This is a genomic window from Leifsonia sp. Soil_N53 (genome assembly GCF_057655165.1).
The window spans coordinates 98,131-115,338 of sequence record NZ_JBDGMM010000064.1 but is presented as its reverse complement, the minus strand read 5'-3'; the positions used below and the strand labels follow the sequence as shown (position 1 = coordinate 115,338).

17 protein-coding genes and 1 tRNA gene are annotated in these 17,208 nt (G+C 72.1%); 8 read left to right on the top strand and 10 right to left on the bottom strand.

Annotation, left to right across the window (positions count from 1 at the left end; genetic code table 11):
- Positions 1-2: 2 nt before the first annotated feature.
- The 4 genes from AC3A3H_RS14110 (at position 3) to AC3A3H_RS14095 (ending at position 3,015) form a co-directional block, all read left to right on the top strand.
- Entirely contained in the window at positions 3-968 is a 966-nt protein-coding gene (locus AC3A3H_RS14110; protein WP_487615176.1) for a DMT family transporter, read from the top strand.
- Positions 969-1,112: 144 nt separating this feature from the next.
- Positions 1,113-2,309: a glycosyltransferase gene (locus tag AC3A3H_RS14105; RefSeq protein ID WP_487615175.1), complete on the top strand. Its 1,197-nt coding sequence runs from the start codon at positions 1,113-1,115 to the stop codon at positions 2,307-2,309.
- Positions 2,310-2,325: 16 nt separating this feature from the next.
- Positions 2,326-2,399 (top strand) — tRNA-Ile (locus AC3A3H_RS14100).
- Between the two features lie 91 nt (positions 2,400-2,490).
- Entirely contained in the window at positions 2,491-3,015 is a 525-nt protein-coding gene (locus AC3A3H_RS14095; RefSeq protein WP_487615174.1) for a hypothetical protein, read from the top strand.
- A 42-nt stretch (positions 3,016-3,057) separates the two neighbouring features.
- Here the strand turns inward: AC3A3H_RS14095 and AC3A3H_RS14090 are convergent, their stop codons facing one another.
- The 5 genes from AC3A3H_RS14090 to AC3A3H_RS14070 all read right to left on the bottom strand — a co-directional run bounded on the left by AC3A3H_RS14090 (position 3,058) and on the right by AC3A3H_RS14070 (position 9,566).
- Positions 3,058-4,431 carry a M1 family metallopeptidase gene (locus AC3A3H_RS14090; RefSeq protein WP_487615173.1) on the bottom strand — a complete coding sequence of 458 codons (1,374 nt, stop codon included), beginning with the start codon at positions 4,429-4,431 and terminating at the stop codon, positions 3,058-3,060.
- Positions 4,428-8,372, bottom strand: a complete 3,945-nt coding sequence (locus tag AC3A3H_RS14085) for a Pls/PosA family non-ribosomal peptide synthetase (protein WP_487615172.1) — start codon at positions 8,370-8,372, stop codon at positions 4,428-4,430. The genes AC3A3H_RS14090 and AC3A3H_RS14085 overlap by 4 nt, the downstream gene beginning before the upstream one ends.
- A 41-nt stretch (positions 8,373-8,413) precedes the next feature.
- The gene (locus AC3A3H_RS14080) at positions 8,414-8,800 is read right to left on the bottom strand and encodes a hypothetical protein (protein WP_487615171.1); all 387 of its coding nucleotides are present in this window, start codon (positions 8,798-8,800) and stop codon (positions 8,414-8,416) included.
- Positions 8,801-8,865: 65 nt separating this feature from the next.
- On the bottom strand, positions 8,866-9,342 hold the full coding sequence (locus tag AC3A3H_RS14075; RefSeq protein WP_487615170.1) for an NUDIX hydrolase: 477 nt from the start codon (positions 9,340-9,342) through the stop codon (positions 8,866-8,868).
- Positions 9,342-9,566: a hypothetical protein gene (locus AC3A3H_RS14070; protein WP_487615169.1), complete on the bottom strand. Its 225-nt coding sequence runs from the start codon at positions 9,564-9,566 to the stop codon at positions 9,342-9,344. The genes AC3A3H_RS14075 and AC3A3H_RS14070 overlap by 1 nt, the downstream gene beginning before the upstream one ends.
- 76 nt (positions 9,567-9,642) lie before the next feature.
- Between AC3A3H_RS14070 and AC3A3H_RS14065 the strand changes: the two genes are divergently transcribed.
- Positions 9,643-10,101, top strand: coding sequence for an NUDIX domain-containing protein (locus AC3A3H_RS14065; RefSeq protein ID WP_487615168.1), 459 nt, complete (start codon positions 9,643-9,645; stop codon positions 10,099-10,101).
- A gap of 19 nt (positions 10,102-10,120) precedes the next feature.
- Here AC3A3H_RS14065 and AC3A3H_RS14060 read toward each other — a convergent pair whose 3' ends face one another.
- Entirely contained in the window at positions 10,121-10,456 is a 336-nt protein-coding gene (locus tag AC3A3H_RS14060; protein ID WP_487615167.1) for a hypothetical protein, read from the bottom strand.
- Between the two features lie 88 nt (positions 10,457-10,544).
- Between AC3A3H_RS14060 and AC3A3H_RS14055 the strand changes: the two genes are divergently transcribed.
- Both AC3A3H_RS14055 and AC3A3H_RS14050 read left to right on the top strand, forming a co-directional pair.
- Complete coding sequence (locus tag AC3A3H_RS14055; protein ID WP_487615166.1) at positions 10,545-12,218, top strand: bifunctional 3'-5' exonuclease/DNA polymerase; 1,674 nt, start codon at positions 10,545-10,547, stop codon at positions 12,216-12,218.
- 96 nt (positions 12,219-12,314) lie between these two features.
- On the top strand, positions 12,315-13,157 hold the full coding sequence (locus tag AC3A3H_RS14050) for a DUF1684 domain-containing protein (protein WP_487615165.1): 843 nt from the start codon (positions 12,315-12,317) through the stop codon (positions 13,155-13,157).
- 28 nt (positions 13,158-13,185) lie between these two features.
- Here AC3A3H_RS14050 and AC3A3H_RS14045 read toward each other — a convergent pair whose 3' ends face one another.
- A complete protein-coding gene (locus AC3A3H_RS14045) occupies positions 13,186-13,752 on the bottom strand; it encodes a PadR family transcriptional regulator (RefSeq protein ID WP_487615164.1) in 567 nt (188 codons plus the stop codon).
- 182 nt (positions 13,753-13,934) lie between these two features.
- On the opposite strand from AC3A3H_RS14045, the gene AC3A3H_RS14040 reads away from it, so the two are divergent.
- Positions 13,935-14,438: a DUF3145 domain-containing protein gene (locus AC3A3H_RS14040; protein ID WP_487615163.1), complete on the top strand. Its 504-nt coding sequence runs from the start codon at positions 13,935-13,937 to the stop codon at positions 14,436-14,438.
- 104 nt (positions 14,439-14,542) lie between these two features.
- Here AC3A3H_RS14040 and AC3A3H_RS14035 read toward each other — a convergent pair whose 3' ends face one another.
- The 3 genes from AC3A3H_RS14035 to AC3A3H_RS14025 all read right to left on the bottom strand — a co-directional run bounded on the left by AC3A3H_RS14035 (position 14,543) and on the right by AC3A3H_RS14025 (position 17,194).
- Positions 14,543-15,778, bottom strand: a complete 1,236-nt coding sequence (locus tag AC3A3H_RS14035) for a beta-ketoacyl-[acyl-carrier-protein] synthase family protein (protein ID WP_487615162.1) — start codon at positions 15,776-15,778, stop codon at positions 14,543-14,545.
- A 103-nt stretch (positions 15,779-15,881) separates the two neighbouring features.
- Complete coding sequence (locus AC3A3H_RS14030) at positions 15,882-16,133, bottom strand: acyl carrier protein (RefSeq protein ID WP_021765217.1); 252 nt, start codon at positions 16,131-16,133, stop codon at positions 15,882-15,884.
- Between the two features lie 56 nt (positions 16,134-16,189).
- Positions 16,190-17,194: a beta-ketoacyl-ACP synthase III gene (locus tag AC3A3H_RS14025; RefSeq protein WP_487615161.1), complete on the bottom strand. Its 1,005-nt coding sequence runs from the start codon at positions 17,192-17,194 to the stop codon at positions 16,190-16,192.
- Between the last annotated feature and the right edge of the window lie 14 nt (positions 17,195-17,208).

The following is a 17,208-nucleotide window of genomic DNA, read 5'->3' as shown; positions in this document are numbered from 1 at the left end:
GCGTGGGTACGGAACTGATGGACGCGCTCGAGCTGACGTATCAGCCCAGTCAGCTCCTTGGCATCCCGGTCGCCCTCGTCGGCGCCGTGTTCCTGTCCATCGGCGCGCAGCTCCAGCACCACGGCGTCACCAAGGTGGAGGCGCAGACCCAGGATGCCAAGGCCGGGCTCAACCCCCGCCAGCTCGGGCTGCTGCTCGCCCGGCCGTCCTGGGTGATCGGCACCCTGCTCCTGGGGCTCGCGATCGTGTTCCAGCTCGTCAGCCTGAAGCTCTCGCCGCTCATCCTGGTGCAGCCGCTCGGCGTGGTCGGGCTCGTCATCACCAGCGTGCTGAACGCGCGCGTGAGCGGCGTGAAGCTGAACCGGCGGTCGATCGTGGCCATCACCCTCTGCGTCGGCGGCGTCGGCGCGTTCGTCATCATCGCCGCCGTCTTCGCGCGCGACCAACCCGTCACCACCCGGGCGCTCGTCGTCATCCTGATCATCCTGGCCTTCGTGCTCATCGTGTTCGGGCTGGCGTTCTGGTTCCTGCGGCACCGGTTCAAGGCGATCTTCTACATCGTCGGCGCCGGCGTCCTCTACGGCTTCGTCGCCACCCTGGCCAAGGTGGTCATCGACCGCATCTCGAACCAGGAGTGGGACTGGCTGCTCGTGCTGTGCATCGTCGCGCTGCTCGCCGCCGCCGGGCTCGGCGCGTACTTCGTCCAGAACGCCTACTCGTCCGGCCCTCCCGACCTGGTGATCGCCGGCCTGACCGTGATCGATCCGCTCGTCGCAGTGACCATCGGCATCGTCGTCCTGAACGAGGCGGCGGGGGCGCCGTGGTGGGCGATGCTCGGGTTCGCGATCACCGGGGCTGTGGCGATCTACGGCGTGTTCCAGCTCGCCAAGCACCACCCGCAGACCAACGGCGAAGCGCCACTCACCGAGCGCCTTGCGGACTCCGTCCGGGAATCCGGCCTAGACTGAAGCGGAATCGCCGGTCCGACCCGTCCGGCGCGCTCAGACCGTCGCCGGGTGAACCGCCCTGGCCGAAGACCGTGAGGGACTCACCACGTGCCTGATACGAGCGGAACGAACGACATCCCGCCCGCCCCGGCCCAGCATCGGCCGATGACCATCCTGATGGGGTGCGACACGTTCGCGCCGGATGTGAACGGCGCCGCCCGTTTCGCCGAGCGTCTCGCCGCCGGCCTGGTCGCACGCGGCCACGACATGCACGTCGTCGCCCCCGCCGCCGGCCGCCGCCACGGAACGTGGATCGAGGAGCACGAGGGCGAGAAGATCACCGCCCACCGCCTGCGCAGCTGGCGCTGGTACCCGCACGACTGGCTGCGGTTCGCGCTGCCGTGGATGAGCAAGGCGAACGCCCGGCGCGTCCTCGACGAGGTCCAGCCCGACGTCGTGCACTTCCAGTCGCACATCGTGATCGGCCGCGGTCTCGCCTACGAGGCCCAGAAGCGCGGCATCCGGATCGTCGCGACGAACCATGTGATGCCCGAGAACATCATCGAGTTCACGCGCCTGCCGAAGTTCCTGCACAAGACCTTCGTGAGCATCGCGTGGCGGGACGCGCGCAAGAGCTTCGACCGCGCGGAGTCGATCACGACGCCGACCCGGCGCGCGGCCGAGTTCCTGGAGAAGGCCACCGGCCTGCGCGGCGTGCACGCCATCTCCTGCGGCATCGACGCCCACAACTACACGCCCGACTTCGCTCCGCGCACGGCCAACCGTATCCTGTTCGTCGGCCGGATCACCGGAGAGAAGCAGATCGACGTGCTGCTCAACGCGGTCAAGCTGCTGCCGGAGTCGCTGGACGCCCAGCTGGAGATCGTGGGCGGCGGCGACCAGTTCAAGAACCTCCAGTCGCTGGCCGAGACGCTCGGGCTCGCCGGCCGGGTGAAGTTCCTCGGCTACGTGACCGACCAGGAGCTGCGCCAGGCGTACACCAGGGCGACCGTGTTCGCGATGCCGTCGATCGCCGAGCTGCAGTCCATCGCGACGCTGGAGGCGATGGCCTCCGGTCTCCCGGTGGTCGCGGCCGACGCGATGGCGCTCCCGCACCTGGTGCACGACGGCGAGAACGGCCACCTGTTCCGGCCCGGCGACGCGCAAGACCTGGCCGACAAGCTGGAGAGCGTGCTCACCCTGCCGCAGGACGAGCTCGACGTCCTCAAGAACGCGTCGCTCCGGATCGTCGCGACGCACGACATCCAGACCACGATCAGCACGTTCGAGAGCCTGTATCGTGGGGAGCCGGTGGCCGACCCGGTGACGGCGGCGGCCCCGAGCGTGCCCGCCCCGGAGTGATCGGGGGAGAGGACACGGGGCGGTAGCTCAGCTGGTTAGAGCATCGGACTCATAATCCGCCGGTCACGGGTTCAAGTCCCGTCCGCCCTACTCGGATCGCGTCGGTCGCCTGCGGCACGCACCTCCGGCGCAGGAACGCAAGCCCTGGCGGTCCCGTACACCGCGCGTACCGTGCTGCGGCATGAACACCATCGGATGGATCGTGCTGATCGTCGTCATCGTGGTCATCGTCGCGGCGATCATCATCGTCGTCGCGACCGTGGGTCGACGGCGCAAGCAGGAGGCCGACCGTCGTCGCGCCACCGAGCTGCGGGAGGCTGCCTCCCGCGATGAACTGGCCGCGCGCGAACGCGAGGCGAAGTCGGCCCGCGCCGCGGCGGACGCGAAGCAGGCGGAGGTCGACGCCGAGAACCTCCGGCGCGAGGCGGACGAGCGCGAACGCGCAGCGGCCGCGGCTCGCGAGGAGCAGCAGCAGAAGCTCAGCCGCGCCGACGAGGTCGACCCGGATGTGCAGACGGACCGGCACGGCAACCGGGTCGAGGACGACACCCGCCGCGGGGACGTTCCGCCGGCGCACCAGGAGACGGCGCCCACCACCGCGGCGCCCGCGACTGCCGCGCCAGCAACGGGAGCGCCCGCGCACGACGCACCCCGCATCGACGGCATCACCGGCGAGGAGCGCCGCCCGGAGGACCGGCGGGTCTGACCCGGACGGCGGCTCGCGAGACGCGCTGCCCCGCTCGGCCCTTCACTCGCTGAGCGACGGCAGCCGCGTCTCGCGGAGCCACGCGTCGAAGAACTCGTCCAGCGGCTCCGTCGAGAACCCTGCGGCGTACGCCTCGAAGTCCGCGGTCGACGCCGTCCCGAACCGGCGGGTGGCCGACCAGCCGCGCAGCAGGCCGAAGAACCGCTCGTCGCCGAGCCGGCGGCGCAGCGCGTGCAGGAGGCACGCCCCGCGCTTGTAGACCCGGTCGTCGAACATCCGGTCGACCCCGGGATCGGCCAGCACGAGGTCCTTCGGCTTCACGCGCAGCACCGCGTGGTGGGTGCGCGCGAGGGTGTTGGCCGACGGCCCGCCCGAGTACTCCGACCAGATCCACTCGGCGTAGCAGGCGAACCCCTCGTTGAGCCAGATGTCGCTCCAGGCCGCCACGCCGACGCTGTTGCCGAACCACTGATGCGCCAGCTCGTGCGCGATCAGCCGCTCCGAGCCGCCGCGGCCGTCGATGTGCTCCGACCCGAAGGTCGCCATGCCCTGCGACTCGAGCGGGATCTCCAGCGGGTCCTCGGTCACCACGACCGTGTACGTCGGGAACGGGTAGGGGCCGAAGCGCTCCTGGAAGCACTCGATCATCCGCCCGACCGGCGCGAAGTCCGCGAGCACGCGCCGCGCGAGCGCCGGCGGGTACGCGAGTACCCACTCGACGCCGTCGGTGCGTCGCGGCTCGAGCACGTAGCGGCCGATCTGCACCGCGGCGAGGTAGGTCGCCGTCGGCTCCGGGCAGTCGAACGTCCAGGTGCCGCGTCCTCCGCTCACGGTGTGGTCGACGAGCTCGCCGGTCGCGAGCACGGTGTACGGCTGCTCGGTCGTGATCGTGATGCGGTAGGCGGCCTTGTCGGAGGGCCGGTCGTTGCACGGGAACCATGTCGGGGCGCCGGAGGGCTGGGACGCGACGATGACGCCGTCGCTCAGCTCCTCCCAGCCGAGCGTGCCCCAGCGGGTGCGGCGCGGCACGGGCGAGCCGTCGTACGCGATCTCGAGGACGAACTGGCTCCCGGCCGGGATCGGTCGCGCCGGCTTCACCCGCACGTGCGTGGGGGACTGCGTGAACCGGGTGCGCTTGTCGCCGTCGAGCTTCACCCGCTTCGCGCGCAGGTGGACCAGGTCGAGGGAGATCGCGGTCAGCGGGGCGTTGGCGCGACCCCGGATCACCGCCGTGGCGTCGAGACGGTTCGTCGCGACCCGGTACGAGAGGTCGAGGTCGTAGGCGAGCACCGAGAACTCGGAAGTGCCCGAGCGCGGGAGGTAGGGCCGGGGCGGCAGCAGGACGTGCGCGGCGGCGCCTGCGTCGTCCACCGGGTCGGCGTCCGCCGGGTCTGCGTTGGAGGTGGCCGAGGTCATCGCATCGCACGGTACTCGCGTACCACGACTTCCCGCCACGGGCCGATCGGATTGCCGCTCCACCGGCTGCGGTCGGGCACGGTCTCGCCGCGCATCACGAGGGAGGCGGGTCCCACGGTCGCGTTCGAGCCGATCGCCGCTGCGGGCAGGATGACGCTGTGCGGGCCGAGCGTCCCGCCGCGTTCGATGGTCACCTCGTCCATGCTCATGATTCGATCATGGAACAGGTGCGTCTGCACGACGCAGCCCCGGTTCACCGTGGACGCGTCGCCCAGTTCGACCAGGTCGGCCTCCGGGAGCCAGTAGCTGTCGATCCACACGCCGTGCCCGATCCGGGCGCCGAGGCTGCGCAGCCACCAGACCAGGGCCGGCGTGCCGGCGGCCGACCAGGCGAACCAGGGCGCCGCGACCATCTCGGTGAAGGTGTCGGAGACCTCGCTGCGCCAGATGAACGACGACCACAGTGGGTGCTCGCCGGGACGCAGCCTCCCGAGCAGCGCCCACTTCGCCGCGGTGCTGAGCGCGGCGGCGACCGCTCCCGCCACCAGCAGCACCGGCCCGCTCAGCACGATCGCCCAGCCCGTGCCCCAGGCCTCGGTGAGCGCCGCCAGCGACAGCAGCACGGCCAGCCCGACGCCGCAGGTCAGGAAGACCGGCACGATCCGCAGCAGCTCCCAGGCGGTGCGGGCGACGCGCAGCGCGGCGGGCGGGTCGAAGGTGCGCGAGAGGTCCGCGTCCTGCGCGCGCCGCCGCAGTTTCACCGGAGGCGACCCCAGCCAGGAGGAACCCGCCTTGGCCTTGCGCGGAGCGACCGACAGCACGGCCACGAGCCCGTCGCGCGGCACCCGGTTGCCGCCGCCCGCCATCCCCGAGTTGCCGAGGAACGCCCGCTGGCCGATCTCGGCCTCCGCGATCCGCACGTAGCCGCCGCCGAGCTCGTAGGAGGCGACGAGGGTGTCGTCCGCGAGGAACGCGCCGTCGCGGATCTTCGTCATGGCGGGCAGCAGGAGCACCGTGGACGCCTCGACATCGCGGCCGACCCTGGCGCCGAGCATGCGCAGCCAGACCGGGGTGAACAGGCTCGCGTAGAGCGGGAAGAGCAGGGTCCTGGCCATGTCCAGCAGGCGCTCCGTCGACCACACCTGCCAGCCGGCCCGGCTGCGCACGGGGTAGACGCCCTCCGTGAGGCCGAGACCGAGGAGGCGCACCAGGACGACGACCACGCCCGCGAGGACGAGGCCGGCGGCCAGGGTGGCGGGGACGAGCGCGGCCGCGGCGCCCGGGATCGCGGCGACGAGGTCGGTCGCGCCGCGCGTGAAGGCCGCGACCACCAGCCCGCCGACGCCGAGCGCGACGACCGGCACGAGCGAGACCACGAGCGACGCCACGGCGTATGCGGCGACCCACCTGGTTCGGCGCGGCGGTCGTTCGGCCGGCCACCAATCCCGGGCCTTGCCGACCCGGACGGCGGGGGAGCCGGCCCAGTTCTGGCCGGCGGGCACCCGTCCGAACACGGCCGAGCCGGGCGCGACGGTGGCGTCCCTGCCGATCTTCGCGCCGGGCATCAGCGAGCTGCGCGCGCCGACCGAGCTCCCCGCGCCGATGCGGATCTCGCCGATGCGCACGAGGTCGCCGTCGATCCAGTACCCGGCAAGGTCGACCTCCGGTTCGATGGAGGCGCCGGCGCCGATCCGCAGCATCCCCGTCACGGGCGGGAGCGCGTGGAGGTCGACGCCGCGGTCGATCGTCGCCCCGAGCGCACGCGCGTAGTAGCTGATCCAGGGCGCCCCGGCGAGGCTGGCCGCTCCGATCTGGTGGGCGACCTGCTCGGCCAGCCACAGCCGCAGGTGCACGCCGCCGCCGCGCGGATAGTCGCCGGCCTTCACGCCCAGCAGCAGGAGCCGCGCCGCGGCCACCGCGATCGCCATCCGGCCCCAGGGCGTGACGAACACGAGCAGCCCGGCGATCAGCCAGATCAGGTTCACCTCCGGCAGGAACCCGAAGCCGCCGAACGGGCGCAGGATGGCCGCGGCGGTGAGCACGTAGAGCAGCCAGCGGACGCCGTTCAGGATGAACAGCGGGAGCGCGAGCACCGTCTGCAGCACCTGCATGCGTCGCGGCGTCGGCGGCACCACGTGCGTGGAGGCGGCGGACGCGGACGGCGAGCTCTCCGCGAGGGCGGCCGCGAGCGAGCCGAACCGCGGGTGCGCGTAGATGTCCGCCACGGTGATGTCCGGATGCCGCCGGCGCACCAGCGAGACGAGCTGCGCGGCCGCGAGCGAGCCGCCGCCGAGGTCGAAGAAGTTGTCGTCCAGGCCGCTCACCGGCAGGCCGAGGACGCTGCGCCAGTCCGCCGCGAGCAGCTCGGCGACCGGGTCGAGGTCGGGCCCGTCCTCGTCGTTCTCCTCCAGCGGCCAGGGCAGCGCGGCACGGTCGACCTTGCCCGACGTGCGCACCGGGAGGTCGTCGACCACCGCCAGCAGCGGGATGAGTGCCGCGGGCAGTTCAGCCCGGAGCTCCTCCAGCGCCGCCCTGCGGTCGAAGGCCGAGCGCTCCGGCACCGCCAGGTAGCCGACCAGCACGTCGTTGCCCGCCGCGCTCCTGCGCACCGCGGCGGCAGCGCCGGACACACCGGGGAGCAGCTGCAGGGCGGCCTCCACCTCGCCGAGCTCGATGCGGCGGCCGCCGACCTTGACCTGGTCGTCGGCGCGGCCGAGGTAGAACATGCCGGCGGGATCGAATCGCACCAGGTCGCCGCTGCGGTAGGCGCGTTGCCAGCCGAGCGAGGGGAGGGGCGCGTACTTCTCGGCGTCCTTCGCCGGGTCGAGGTAGCGGGCGAGGCCGACGCCGCCGATGATCAGCTCGCCGGACTCGCCGTTCGCGACCGGCGCCCCGTCCGGGCCGACGACGGCGAGGTCCCAGCCGTCCAGCGGGAGGCCGATGCGCACCGGCTCGCCCGCGTTGAGCAGGCTCGCGCAGGCCACCACGGTCGCCTCGGTCGGGCCGTAGGTGTTCCAGACCTCGCGTCCCTCCACGGCGAGTCGGTTGACCAGCTCGGGCGGGCAGGACTCGCCGCCGAAGATCAGCAGCCGGACCGTGTCCAGCGCGTCGGTGGGCCACAGCGCCGCGAGCGTCGGCACCGTCGAGACGATGGTGATGCGGCGTGCGGCCAGCCACGGGCCCAGGTCCATGCCCGTGCGCACCAGCGAGCGCGGCGCCGGCACCAGGCAGGCGCCGTGGCCCCAGGCCAGCCACATCTCCTCGCAGGAGGCGTCGAACGCCACCGAGAGCCCGGCCAGGACGCGGTCGCCCGGACCGATCGGCTCGTCCTGCAGGAACAGCCGAGACTCCGCGTCCACGAACGCGGCCGCGGAGCGGTGCCGCACCGCAACGCCCTTCGGTGTGCCCGTCGAACCGGAGGTGAAGATGATCCAAGCGTCGTCCTCCGGCGCCGGCGGGTCGACGACCGGGAGCCCCGACGTGCTGGGGTGCGGCTCCTGGCCCAGCACCGCGAGCACGCCGGGCGCCGATGCTTCCGGCTCTGCAGTCGCCCGATAGCCGTCGTCCGTGATGACCCCGCGCACCGCCGCCTCCCCGAAGACCAGGTCGGCGCGCTCCTGCGGGTCGTCGGCGTCCACGGGCACGTAGGCGGCGCCGGCGGCGAGGACGCCCAGGATGGCGAGGTAGAGGTCCCTGCTGCCGGAGGTCATCCGCACGCCCACCCGGTCGCCGCGGCGCACCCCCGCCGCCCGCAGGCGCGCCGCGGTGGCCAGCACGCGGGCGAGCAGCTCGCGGTAGCTCAGCGCGCCCTTGGCGTCCTCGATCGCCGAACCCTCGGGGTTGGCGGCCGCGGACGCACGCAGGATGTCGATGATCGTGCGTGGTGCGGGCGCGCGGTCCAACGCCGACAGGATCGCGGGCTCGGCGGTGGTGTCTGTCACGGCGGCAACGGTAGAAGCAGCCGGTTACCGGCTGGTGAACATCAGCCCTCGCCCAGTGCGTGCAGGAGCTGCGCTTTGTTCATCCGCGAGTAGCCCTGGATGCCCTGCGCCTTCGCGCGGTCGCGCAGGTCGCGGAACGTCGGGATCCCGGTGCTCGCCGCCGGCGCGGACGCTGCCGTGCGTGCGCGCTCGCGGGCCGCCTGGGCCTTGTCCTTCGCGTCCTTCGCCGCCGCCTCGGCCGTCTTGCGGGCGCGTTGCGAGGCCTTCTTGGCATCCTTCGCCGCCTGCTCCAGCGCCGCGGCGAGCTCGTCCGCCTCCTTGCGGGTCTTCTTGTCGAGCTTCTTCACCAGCCGCTGCGCCTCGTCCACAGCCGCCCTCGCAGTGATCAGGGCCTTGTCGGCCTCCTTCTCCGCTTTGTTCTTCGCCACCTGCTCCTCCTTCGTCCCCTCCAGCACGTGGTGCCAACGATACGACCGAAGGGGTGCGCTGCGCGCTAGTGATCTGAGGATTCCTCTGCTCTATTCTGGAGCGCGTCCAGAATGGGCCGCTGTCCTTTCGCGAGCTTCGTCCTGGCCTCCTCGACGGGGTGCCAGCCGGCCGCGTCCACCTCCGGGAAGGTCCGGAACACGCCCGACCGCGGCGGCCACTCCAGCTCGAACTCGTTGCTGACCAGGTCGATCGGGCCGAAGTCCGTCTCGGCGGCGAACACCACGAAGATCTTGCCGGAGGCGCGGAACTCGCCGAGCGGCACGTAGACGGCGTCGGGGGAGGGCGTGCCCATCTCCTCCGCGAACTCCCGCCGGGCCGCGGCGAGCTCGTCGACGTCATCCTCCTCGACCATGCCCTTCGGCAGCGTCCAGGCGCCCTCGTCCTTGCGCGCCCAGAACGGGCCGCCCATGTGCGCGATCCACACCTCCCGGCCTGCCCGCCCGCGCCGGTGCAGGAGGATCGCCGCGCTCCGCACCGCCATCAGGTCGACCTCTGCTCGAGAAGCGCCTTCAGCTCGGTGACCTGCTTCGAGAGCTCGCGGATCTGCCCGCGGGTGGCCGCGCGCATGTCGATCTCGGTCGCTGCCGCAACGAGCGGCGGTCCGTGCAGGTCGCCGACGACCTCCCAGACGTAGGCGAAGAGGAACACCGCGGCCGCGGCGGTGAGCGGCCACTCGGTCAGGTGGCGCCAGCGTTCGAGTGTCATGTGCACACAGTAGGACGCTCCTGCGAGAACCGTCACGCGGCGTCACCGTGCGCGGCCGGACGGCTAACGTGGAGACGTGAACTCCGGCGACGCATGGGTGGAAGGTCCGAACGGCGAGCGCTTCTGGGGCCGGTTCGGCGCCGCGGGGCTGCTGGTCCACGACCTGCGCCGCGGCGTGCTGCTGCAGCACCGCGCCGACTGGAGCCACTTCGGCGGCACCTGGGGCCTCCCGGGCGGTGCGCGGCACGAGGGCGAGACCGCGGTGGAGGGCGCACTGCGCGAGGCTGCGGAGGAGGCCGCCGTGCCGGCCGACGCCGTCGAGGTGCTGTTCACGAGCGTGCTCGACCTGGGCTACTGGTCGTACACGACGGTGGTCGTTCAGGCGGTGCGCGCGTTCGAGCCGCACATGGCCGATGTGGAGAGCATCGAGCTGCGCTGGGTCGCGGTGCCGGAGGTCACGGACCTGCCGCTGCATCCCGGGTTCGGGGCCGCGTGGCCGGAACTCCGGTCGCGGCTCACCGCGCTGGTGGGGTGACGGTCGGCGAACGTACTGCTCAGGACGCGATGCGCGGCCAGAGCAGCGCGGGCGCGACGTCGTCGCAGTGGTCCGGCAGTCCCACGTACGAGCCGGCCCCCGGGTACGGCGCCTGTCCGGGATAGCCGGGCGCGCCCGGGTAGCCCGGATTGCCGCGGTAGGGGTGGTCCTCGTCCATGAACAGCCGGTCGCCGTGCAGGGTGCCGAGGTAAGAGCCCCCAGGCGTCACGGCCACGTCGTCGCCCCACGGGAACCAGCCGATCCAGTCGCCCTCGGAGTTGAACAGCCAGCGCGACTGCGGGTCGGGTCGGTACGCGATCCAGACTCCCTGGGAGTCGTGCAAATACACGGTCATCGTCGATCGCCTTTCGGGTCGGCATCGCATTAACTGACGTTTGCTCACTATAGCGGGAAGTGTCGTCCGTCGCATGGAGAATTGAGAGGTGCACCTCCTTCTCGACCGCGTCGCTCCCGGGCGGGTCGCGGCGATCCGTCCGGACGGCGACGACGCCGGGCGCACAGAGCTCGCCGAGGCCGACCTGCCGGAGTTCGTCCGCCGCGAGGAGGCGGCGTCGCGTCCGCGCTGGGTCTGGGACGACACCCGCGGCTGGTACCCGCAGCTGCTGCAGGCGGGCGTCCGCGTCGAGCGCTGTGTGGACCTGCGGCTCAGCCACGCGATCCTGCGCGCCTCCACACTCAGCGCCGCCTCCGCGCTCGCGACGGCCGCGCCGGGCCCGTGGGACGCCGCCCGGGCGCTGGAGGAGGAGGCCCAGCCGCAAGCCGCGACGCTCTTCGACCTGGAGCACCAGGTCGAGCCGGCCCGGCCCTCCATCGCAGCCGAGTTCGCAGCGCAGCAGGAGGCCGTCGCGGGCTCCGCCGATCCGGGGCGGCTCCGGCTGCTGCTCGCGGCCGAGTCCGCCGGCGCCCTGATCGCAGCCGAGATGCAGCACGCGGGGCTGCCGTACAGCGTCGAGCGGCACGACGAGCTGCTGCGCGCCACCCTCGGCCCGCGGCCGCGATTCGGACGGCCGGAGGCGCTGGAGTCGCTGGCGTCGGAGATCCGGCTGGCCCTGGAGGCGCCGGAACTGAACCCGGACAGCCCGCCGGAGCTCCTCAAGGCGCTGCAGCGCGCCGGCCTGATGGTGACCTCCACCCGGTCGTGGGAGCTGCGCGAGCTCGACCATCCCGCGATCCCGGCCGTACTCCGGTACAAGAAGCTCGCCCGGCTGCACTCCGCCAACGGCTGGACCTGGCTCGACGCCTGGGTGCGTGACGGCCGGTTCCGGCCCGACTACATCCCGGGCGGCGTCGTCACCGGGCGCTGGGCCACCCGCGGCGGCGGCGCGCTCCAGCTGCCCAAGGAGGTCCGCGGCGCGGTGGTCGCCGATCCGGGCTGGAAGCTCGTGGTCGCCGACGCCGCCCAGCTCGAGCCGCGGATCCTCACCGGCCTGGCCGGCGACACCGCGATGGCCGAAGCGGGCCGCGGCCGCGACCTCTACGCGGGCATCGTGGCGAGCGGGGCGGTGGAGGAGCGCGCGCAGGCCAAGGTCGCGATGCTCGGGGCCATGTACGGCGCGACGACCGGCGACAGCGGTCGGCTGATGCCCCGGCTGGCACGGGCGTTCCCCCTGGCGGTCCGCCTCGTCGAGGAGGCGGCGCGCACCGGGGAGCGCGGCGACATCGTGACCTCGCGGCTGGGGCGCAGCTCCCCGCGCCCGGGCGGGAGCTGGCAGGCCGCGCAGTCCGCGGCCTCCGGAGCGGACTCGACACCCGCGGAGGAGCGCAGGGCACGCAGTCAGGCGCGCGACTGGGGCCGTTTCACCCGCAACTTCGTCGTCCAGGCCAGCGCCGCGGAGTGGGCACTGTGCTGGATGGCCGACCTCCGCAACAGGCTCGCGCGCCTGACACCGGACGGCGCCCCGCTCACCGCCGGACCGCACCTGGTGTACTTCCTCCACGACGAGGTCATCGTGCACACGCCGGCGGAGGCGGCCGACGCGGTCGCGGACGAGGTGCGGGCGTCCGCCTCCGCCGCGGGCCGGCTGCTGTTCGGCGGGTTCCCCGTCGACTTCCCGGTGACCGCCGCGGTGGTCGACAGCTACGGCGAGGCGAAGTGAACGCGCGCGGGGGAGCGGGCGCCGCGAATGGGGCACCGGGGAATGGGGGAGTGTCGCGCTTGGTTGCACCCACCGACCTGACAGAGGATGGAGACCATGACCGACATCGCAGCCCCCGCCGATCCCGACGCCGTCCTCGCGCGCTACCACTCCCGTCGTGAGCAGGCCGTCACCGCGCCGCAGGGCAACCTCGCGCTGGTCAATACGCAGTGGATCACGGGCGACCCGGCCTCCGAGCAGCCGGTCTGGGGGGTGCCCGGCGTGTGGTCGCCGCTGCCGGCGGGTCAGTCGGGACTGAAGGTCACCGCCGCCGCGACGGACAACATCTTCGTCGACGAGGTGCTCGTCGACGGCTCCGCGATCGTGCGGGGCAAGGACGACCCGAACCCCGGCGCCATCCGGTTCAGCGCGACCGTCACCGGTTTCGTGATCGCGAACGAGCAGGGCGAGTACGCGCTGCGGGTCTGGGACGCCGAGTCCGAGGACATCCAGAGGTTCGGCTCGATCGACGCCTTCCCGTTCAACCCCGAGTGGATCATCACGGCGACGTTCTCGCCGATCGAGGGCGGCAAGACGGTCGGCTTCGAGCACCTCAAGGACGACGGCGCGACGCGGGACATGGTCATCCCCGGCGAGATCACCTTCACGAAGGACGGGGTCGACTACAACCTCGCCGCCTTCAAGGCGGGGCGGGCGCTTCAGCTCGTCTACTCGGACACCACGAACGGCGAGAGCACCTATTCGGTCGGCCGGTTCCTGTTCGTCGTCCCGAACGAGGACGGCACCGTGACCCTGGACTTCAACCTCGCGGTCCTGCCGCCGTGCGCCTTCAGCTACAACTTCAACTGCCCGCTGCCGCCCGCGCAGAACCGTTTCGCGGTCCCGATCGAGGCCGGGGAGAAGAACGTCCTCGACAAGGACGGCCAGCTCCTGCACTGACCCGCCGACCCGGCCAGGGCCTCAGAGGTCAGTCGAGCGCGGCTGCGGGCTTGCGCCCGCGGCGTGGACGCTCCGGGGAGCGCGGCTGGACCAGCGCGCCGGGATGCGCGGTGAGGGCCTTGGCCACCTCGTCCAGCCACTCGATGGCGGCGCGGGCACCGAGCTCGGCCGCACGGTTGGCGGCCAGCACGGCCCGGGAGTCGGCGTCGTGCGTCAGCTCCCGGATGCGCTCCGCGAACGCCGCACGGTAGTCGGCGACGACCGCGGCCGCGTCCGCGCCGTCGAGCGACGCGGCCATGAGGACCTGGTCCTGCATCTCGTCCCAGTCCGGTCGCGCGTCGCGCGGGCCGGAGGTCAGCCAGGACCTGGCCTCCTCTGCTCCCGCAGCGGTCAGCCGGTAGAGCGGGAGTCCGTCCTCGGTCTCGCCCGCCGACTCGATCAGGCCCTGCTCGGTCATCCGGTCGAGGGTGGAGTAGACCTGCCCGGCGTTGAGCTGGCGGCGGTTGGCCGCGCGCAGGAGGAACTCGTTCTGGAGCTGGGAGCCGTAGGCGGGGCCCTGGGTCAGCACCGCGAGGAAACCATACTGGACCGACATACCCGGTATGCTATTCCGCTCGCGCCGCGCTGGCACCACGGAACACCGGCAGTCGGGAATCGCCGAATCACAATCTTGTAACTCGGGCGCGTTCTCCGGCATAATCACGGTAGTCAACTTCATAGGAGTCATGGCGCTCATTCGCGGTCGTAGGGGAAGACGTACCGACGAAGGAGGAAACCATGACGGCTCACGCAGCTCGAGGAGTGCTCTATGTGCACTCCTCTCCCGGCGCGCTCTGCCCTCACATCGAGTGGGCGGCAGGACGCGCACTCGGTCGTGCCGTCAACTTCACCTGGGAGACGCAGCCGGTGCTGAGGGGCGCCCAGCGCACCGAGTTCTTCTGGGACGGCCCCCAGGGCACCGGCGCACGCCTCGCGACAGCGCTGCGCGGCTGGGAGCACCTGCGCTACGAGGTGACGGAGGACGCCGGCCTCGGCACCGACGGCGGCCGCTGGATGCACACCCCCGACCTCGGCATCTTCTTCGTCCAGACCGACACGGCGGGCAACACCGTCGTGCCGGAGGACCGCATCCGCTACGCCATGGAGGTCGCCGGCCCCAACCCGCTCGAGCTGCAGCGCGAGCTGCGGCTCGCGCTCGGCCAGGCATGGGACGACGAACTCGAGCCGTTCCGCCGCGCCCACGACGACACCTCGGTCATCTGGCTGCACAAGGTCGGCTGAGCCGCACCCACTCCCGCGACGGGCCAGGCCCGGCCGTCCGCACGCGGTGAACAGAAGAAGGCCCCGGTTGTACGACCGGGGCCTTCTTCGACGCTGCTGCGGGCTCAGACCGAGCGGATCGCCACGACGGCGTTGTGGCCGCCGAAGCCGAACGAGTTGCTGATCGCGAGCTGCGGGCCGTCGCCGAGCGGCTGGGGCTCTGCGGAGACCTTGAGCGGGATCGCCGGGTCCCTCTCGGTGATGTTGATCGTCGGCGGCGCGACGCGGTCGCGGAGCGCGAGGATGGTGAACACGGCCTCCAGCGCGCCGGTGCCGCCGAGCAGGTGGCCGGTGGACGCCTTCGTGGCCGACACCGGGATGTCGTGCACGCGGTCGCCGAACACCTCGCGCAGCGCCACGTACTCCGCCGGGTCGCCGACGGGGGTGCTGGTGGCGTGCGCGTTGATGTGGGTGACCTCGTCGGGGGAGGCGCCCGCCTGTTCCAGGGCGAGCCGCAGAGCGCGGATGGCCCCGCGGCCCTCGGGGTCGTTCGCCGTGATGTGGTACGAGTCGGCCGTGACGCCGCCGCCGACGATCTCCGCGTAGATGCGGGCGCCGCGGGCGAGCGCGTGCTCCTCGGTCTCCAGCACCAGGCTGGCCGCCCCCTCGCCCATGACGAAGCCGTCGCGGTCGACGCTGTAGGGCCGGGATGCGGTGGCCGGGTCGTCGTTGCGGCGCGAGAGCGCCTGCATGGAGGAGAACGAGGCGATGGTGATCGGGTGGATCGCCGACTCGGTCCCACCGGCGATCACGACGTCGGCGAGGCCCGCCTGCAGGTGCTCGTAGGCGTTCACGAGCGACTCGGTGCTCGACGCGCAGGCCGACGCGACCGTGCGGGCGAAGGCGCGGGCCTCGAAGTGCATGGAGACGGCGGCGGAGGCCGCATTGGGCATGAGCATCGGGACCGTCATCGGAAGCACGCGGCGCGGGCCGCGCGCGCGCAGGGTGTCCCACGCGTCGAGCAGCGTCCAGACGCCGCCGATCCCCGTCGCGTAGTCGACGCCGAGCCGCTCGGCGGGGACGTCGGGCGCTCCGGCGTCCGCCCAGGCCTCCATCGCGGAGACGAGCGCGAACTGGCTGGACGGGTCGAGCCGCTTCGCGGTCGGGCGGTCGAGAATGGTGTCAGGGCGCACGAGGGCCTCTGCGGCGAAGGTCACCGGGAGCTCGTACTCGGCGACCCAGTCGTGCGTGAGAGTGCGGGTTCCGGACTTCCCGGCCAGCAGTGCTGCCCAGCTCTCCGGGGCGGTGCCACCGAGCGGCGACGAGGCGCCCATACCGGTGACGACGATCTTCTTGGTCATAACGGCAACTCCGTATAGTCGGGACGACGGCGGGCGCACTGCGCCGCCACTCGCGCGGGCGGCGCTCAGCCGCCCGCGCGGAGGAAGCTTCCTCTAGCGGGGCTCAGGCGTCCTGCGCCTTGACGATGAACTCGACGGCGTCGCCGACGGTCTTCAGGTTCTTGACCTCTTCGTCCGGGATCTTCACATCGAACTTGTCCTCGGCGTTGACCACGATGGTCATCATCGAGATCGAGTCGATGTCGAGGTCGTCCGTGAACGACTTGTCCAGCTCAACCGTGTCGGTCGCGATGCCGGTCTCGTCGTTGATGAGCTCGGCCAGGCCGGCAAGAACTTCTTCGGTGGACAATGCCATGGTGTTTTCTCCTTGAGGGGGTGTCGTTTTGACCGTTGATCAGTCTAGGGCAGGCCCTAGGGGAGCACGACGACCTGCGCGCCGAAGACCAGACCGGCGCCGAAGCCGATCTGGAGCGCGAGACCGCCGGACAGTTCGGGGTGCTCCTGCAGGAGCCGGTGCGTGGCGAGCGGGATGGACGCGGCGGAGGTGTTGCCCGTCGTCTCGATGTCGCGCGCGATCGCGACGGTGTCCGGCAGCTTGAGCTGCTTGGCGAACTCGTCGACGATCCGCATGTTCGCCTGGTGCGGGATGAAGGCGGCGAGCTGGTCGGGTGTCACGCCGGCCGCGTCGAGCGCCTGCTTGGCGACCTTCGCCATCTCCCAGACCGCCCAGCGGAAGACCGTCTGGCCGTCCTGGCGCAGGGTCGGCCACGGGGCCTCGCCGTCGCGGAACTCGGTGAGCGTGCTGCCCATCCCGACCGCGCCGGCCTTGGAGCCGTCGGAGCCCCATACCGTCTTCGCGATGCCGGGGTACTCGCTCGGGCCGATGACCACGGCGCCCGCGCCGTCGCCGAGCAGGAAGGAGATGGTGCGATCGGTCGGGTCGACCACGTCGGAGAGCTTCTCGGCCCCGACGACGAGCGCGTAGTGCGCCTGGCCGGTGCGGATCAGCGCGTCGGCCTGGGCCACCGCGTAGGCGTAGCCGGCGCACGCGGCGTTCATGTCGTAGGCGGCGGCCGGGTTGGCGCCGACGTTGTCGGCGAGCACGGCGGCCAGCGACGGAGTCTGCTGCGGGTTCGAGATGGTCGCGACGATAACCGCGTCGATCAGCTTCGGGTCGACGCCGGACTTCGCGATGGCCTCCTTCGACGCCTCGGTCGCGAGGTCCACCGCGCCGATGTCGTGGCTCGCCCGGGTGCGCGTGATGATGCCGGTGCGCTGGCGGATCCACTCGTCGGAGGAGTCGATCGGGCCGACCAGGTCATCGTTCGGGACGACGAGGTCGCCGCGGGCCGCGCCGATGGAGAGGATCCGGGTGTACTGCGGGCCGTGCGCCTGCTGCAGGGTGGGGTGGGTCATGTCCGGTGGTCCTC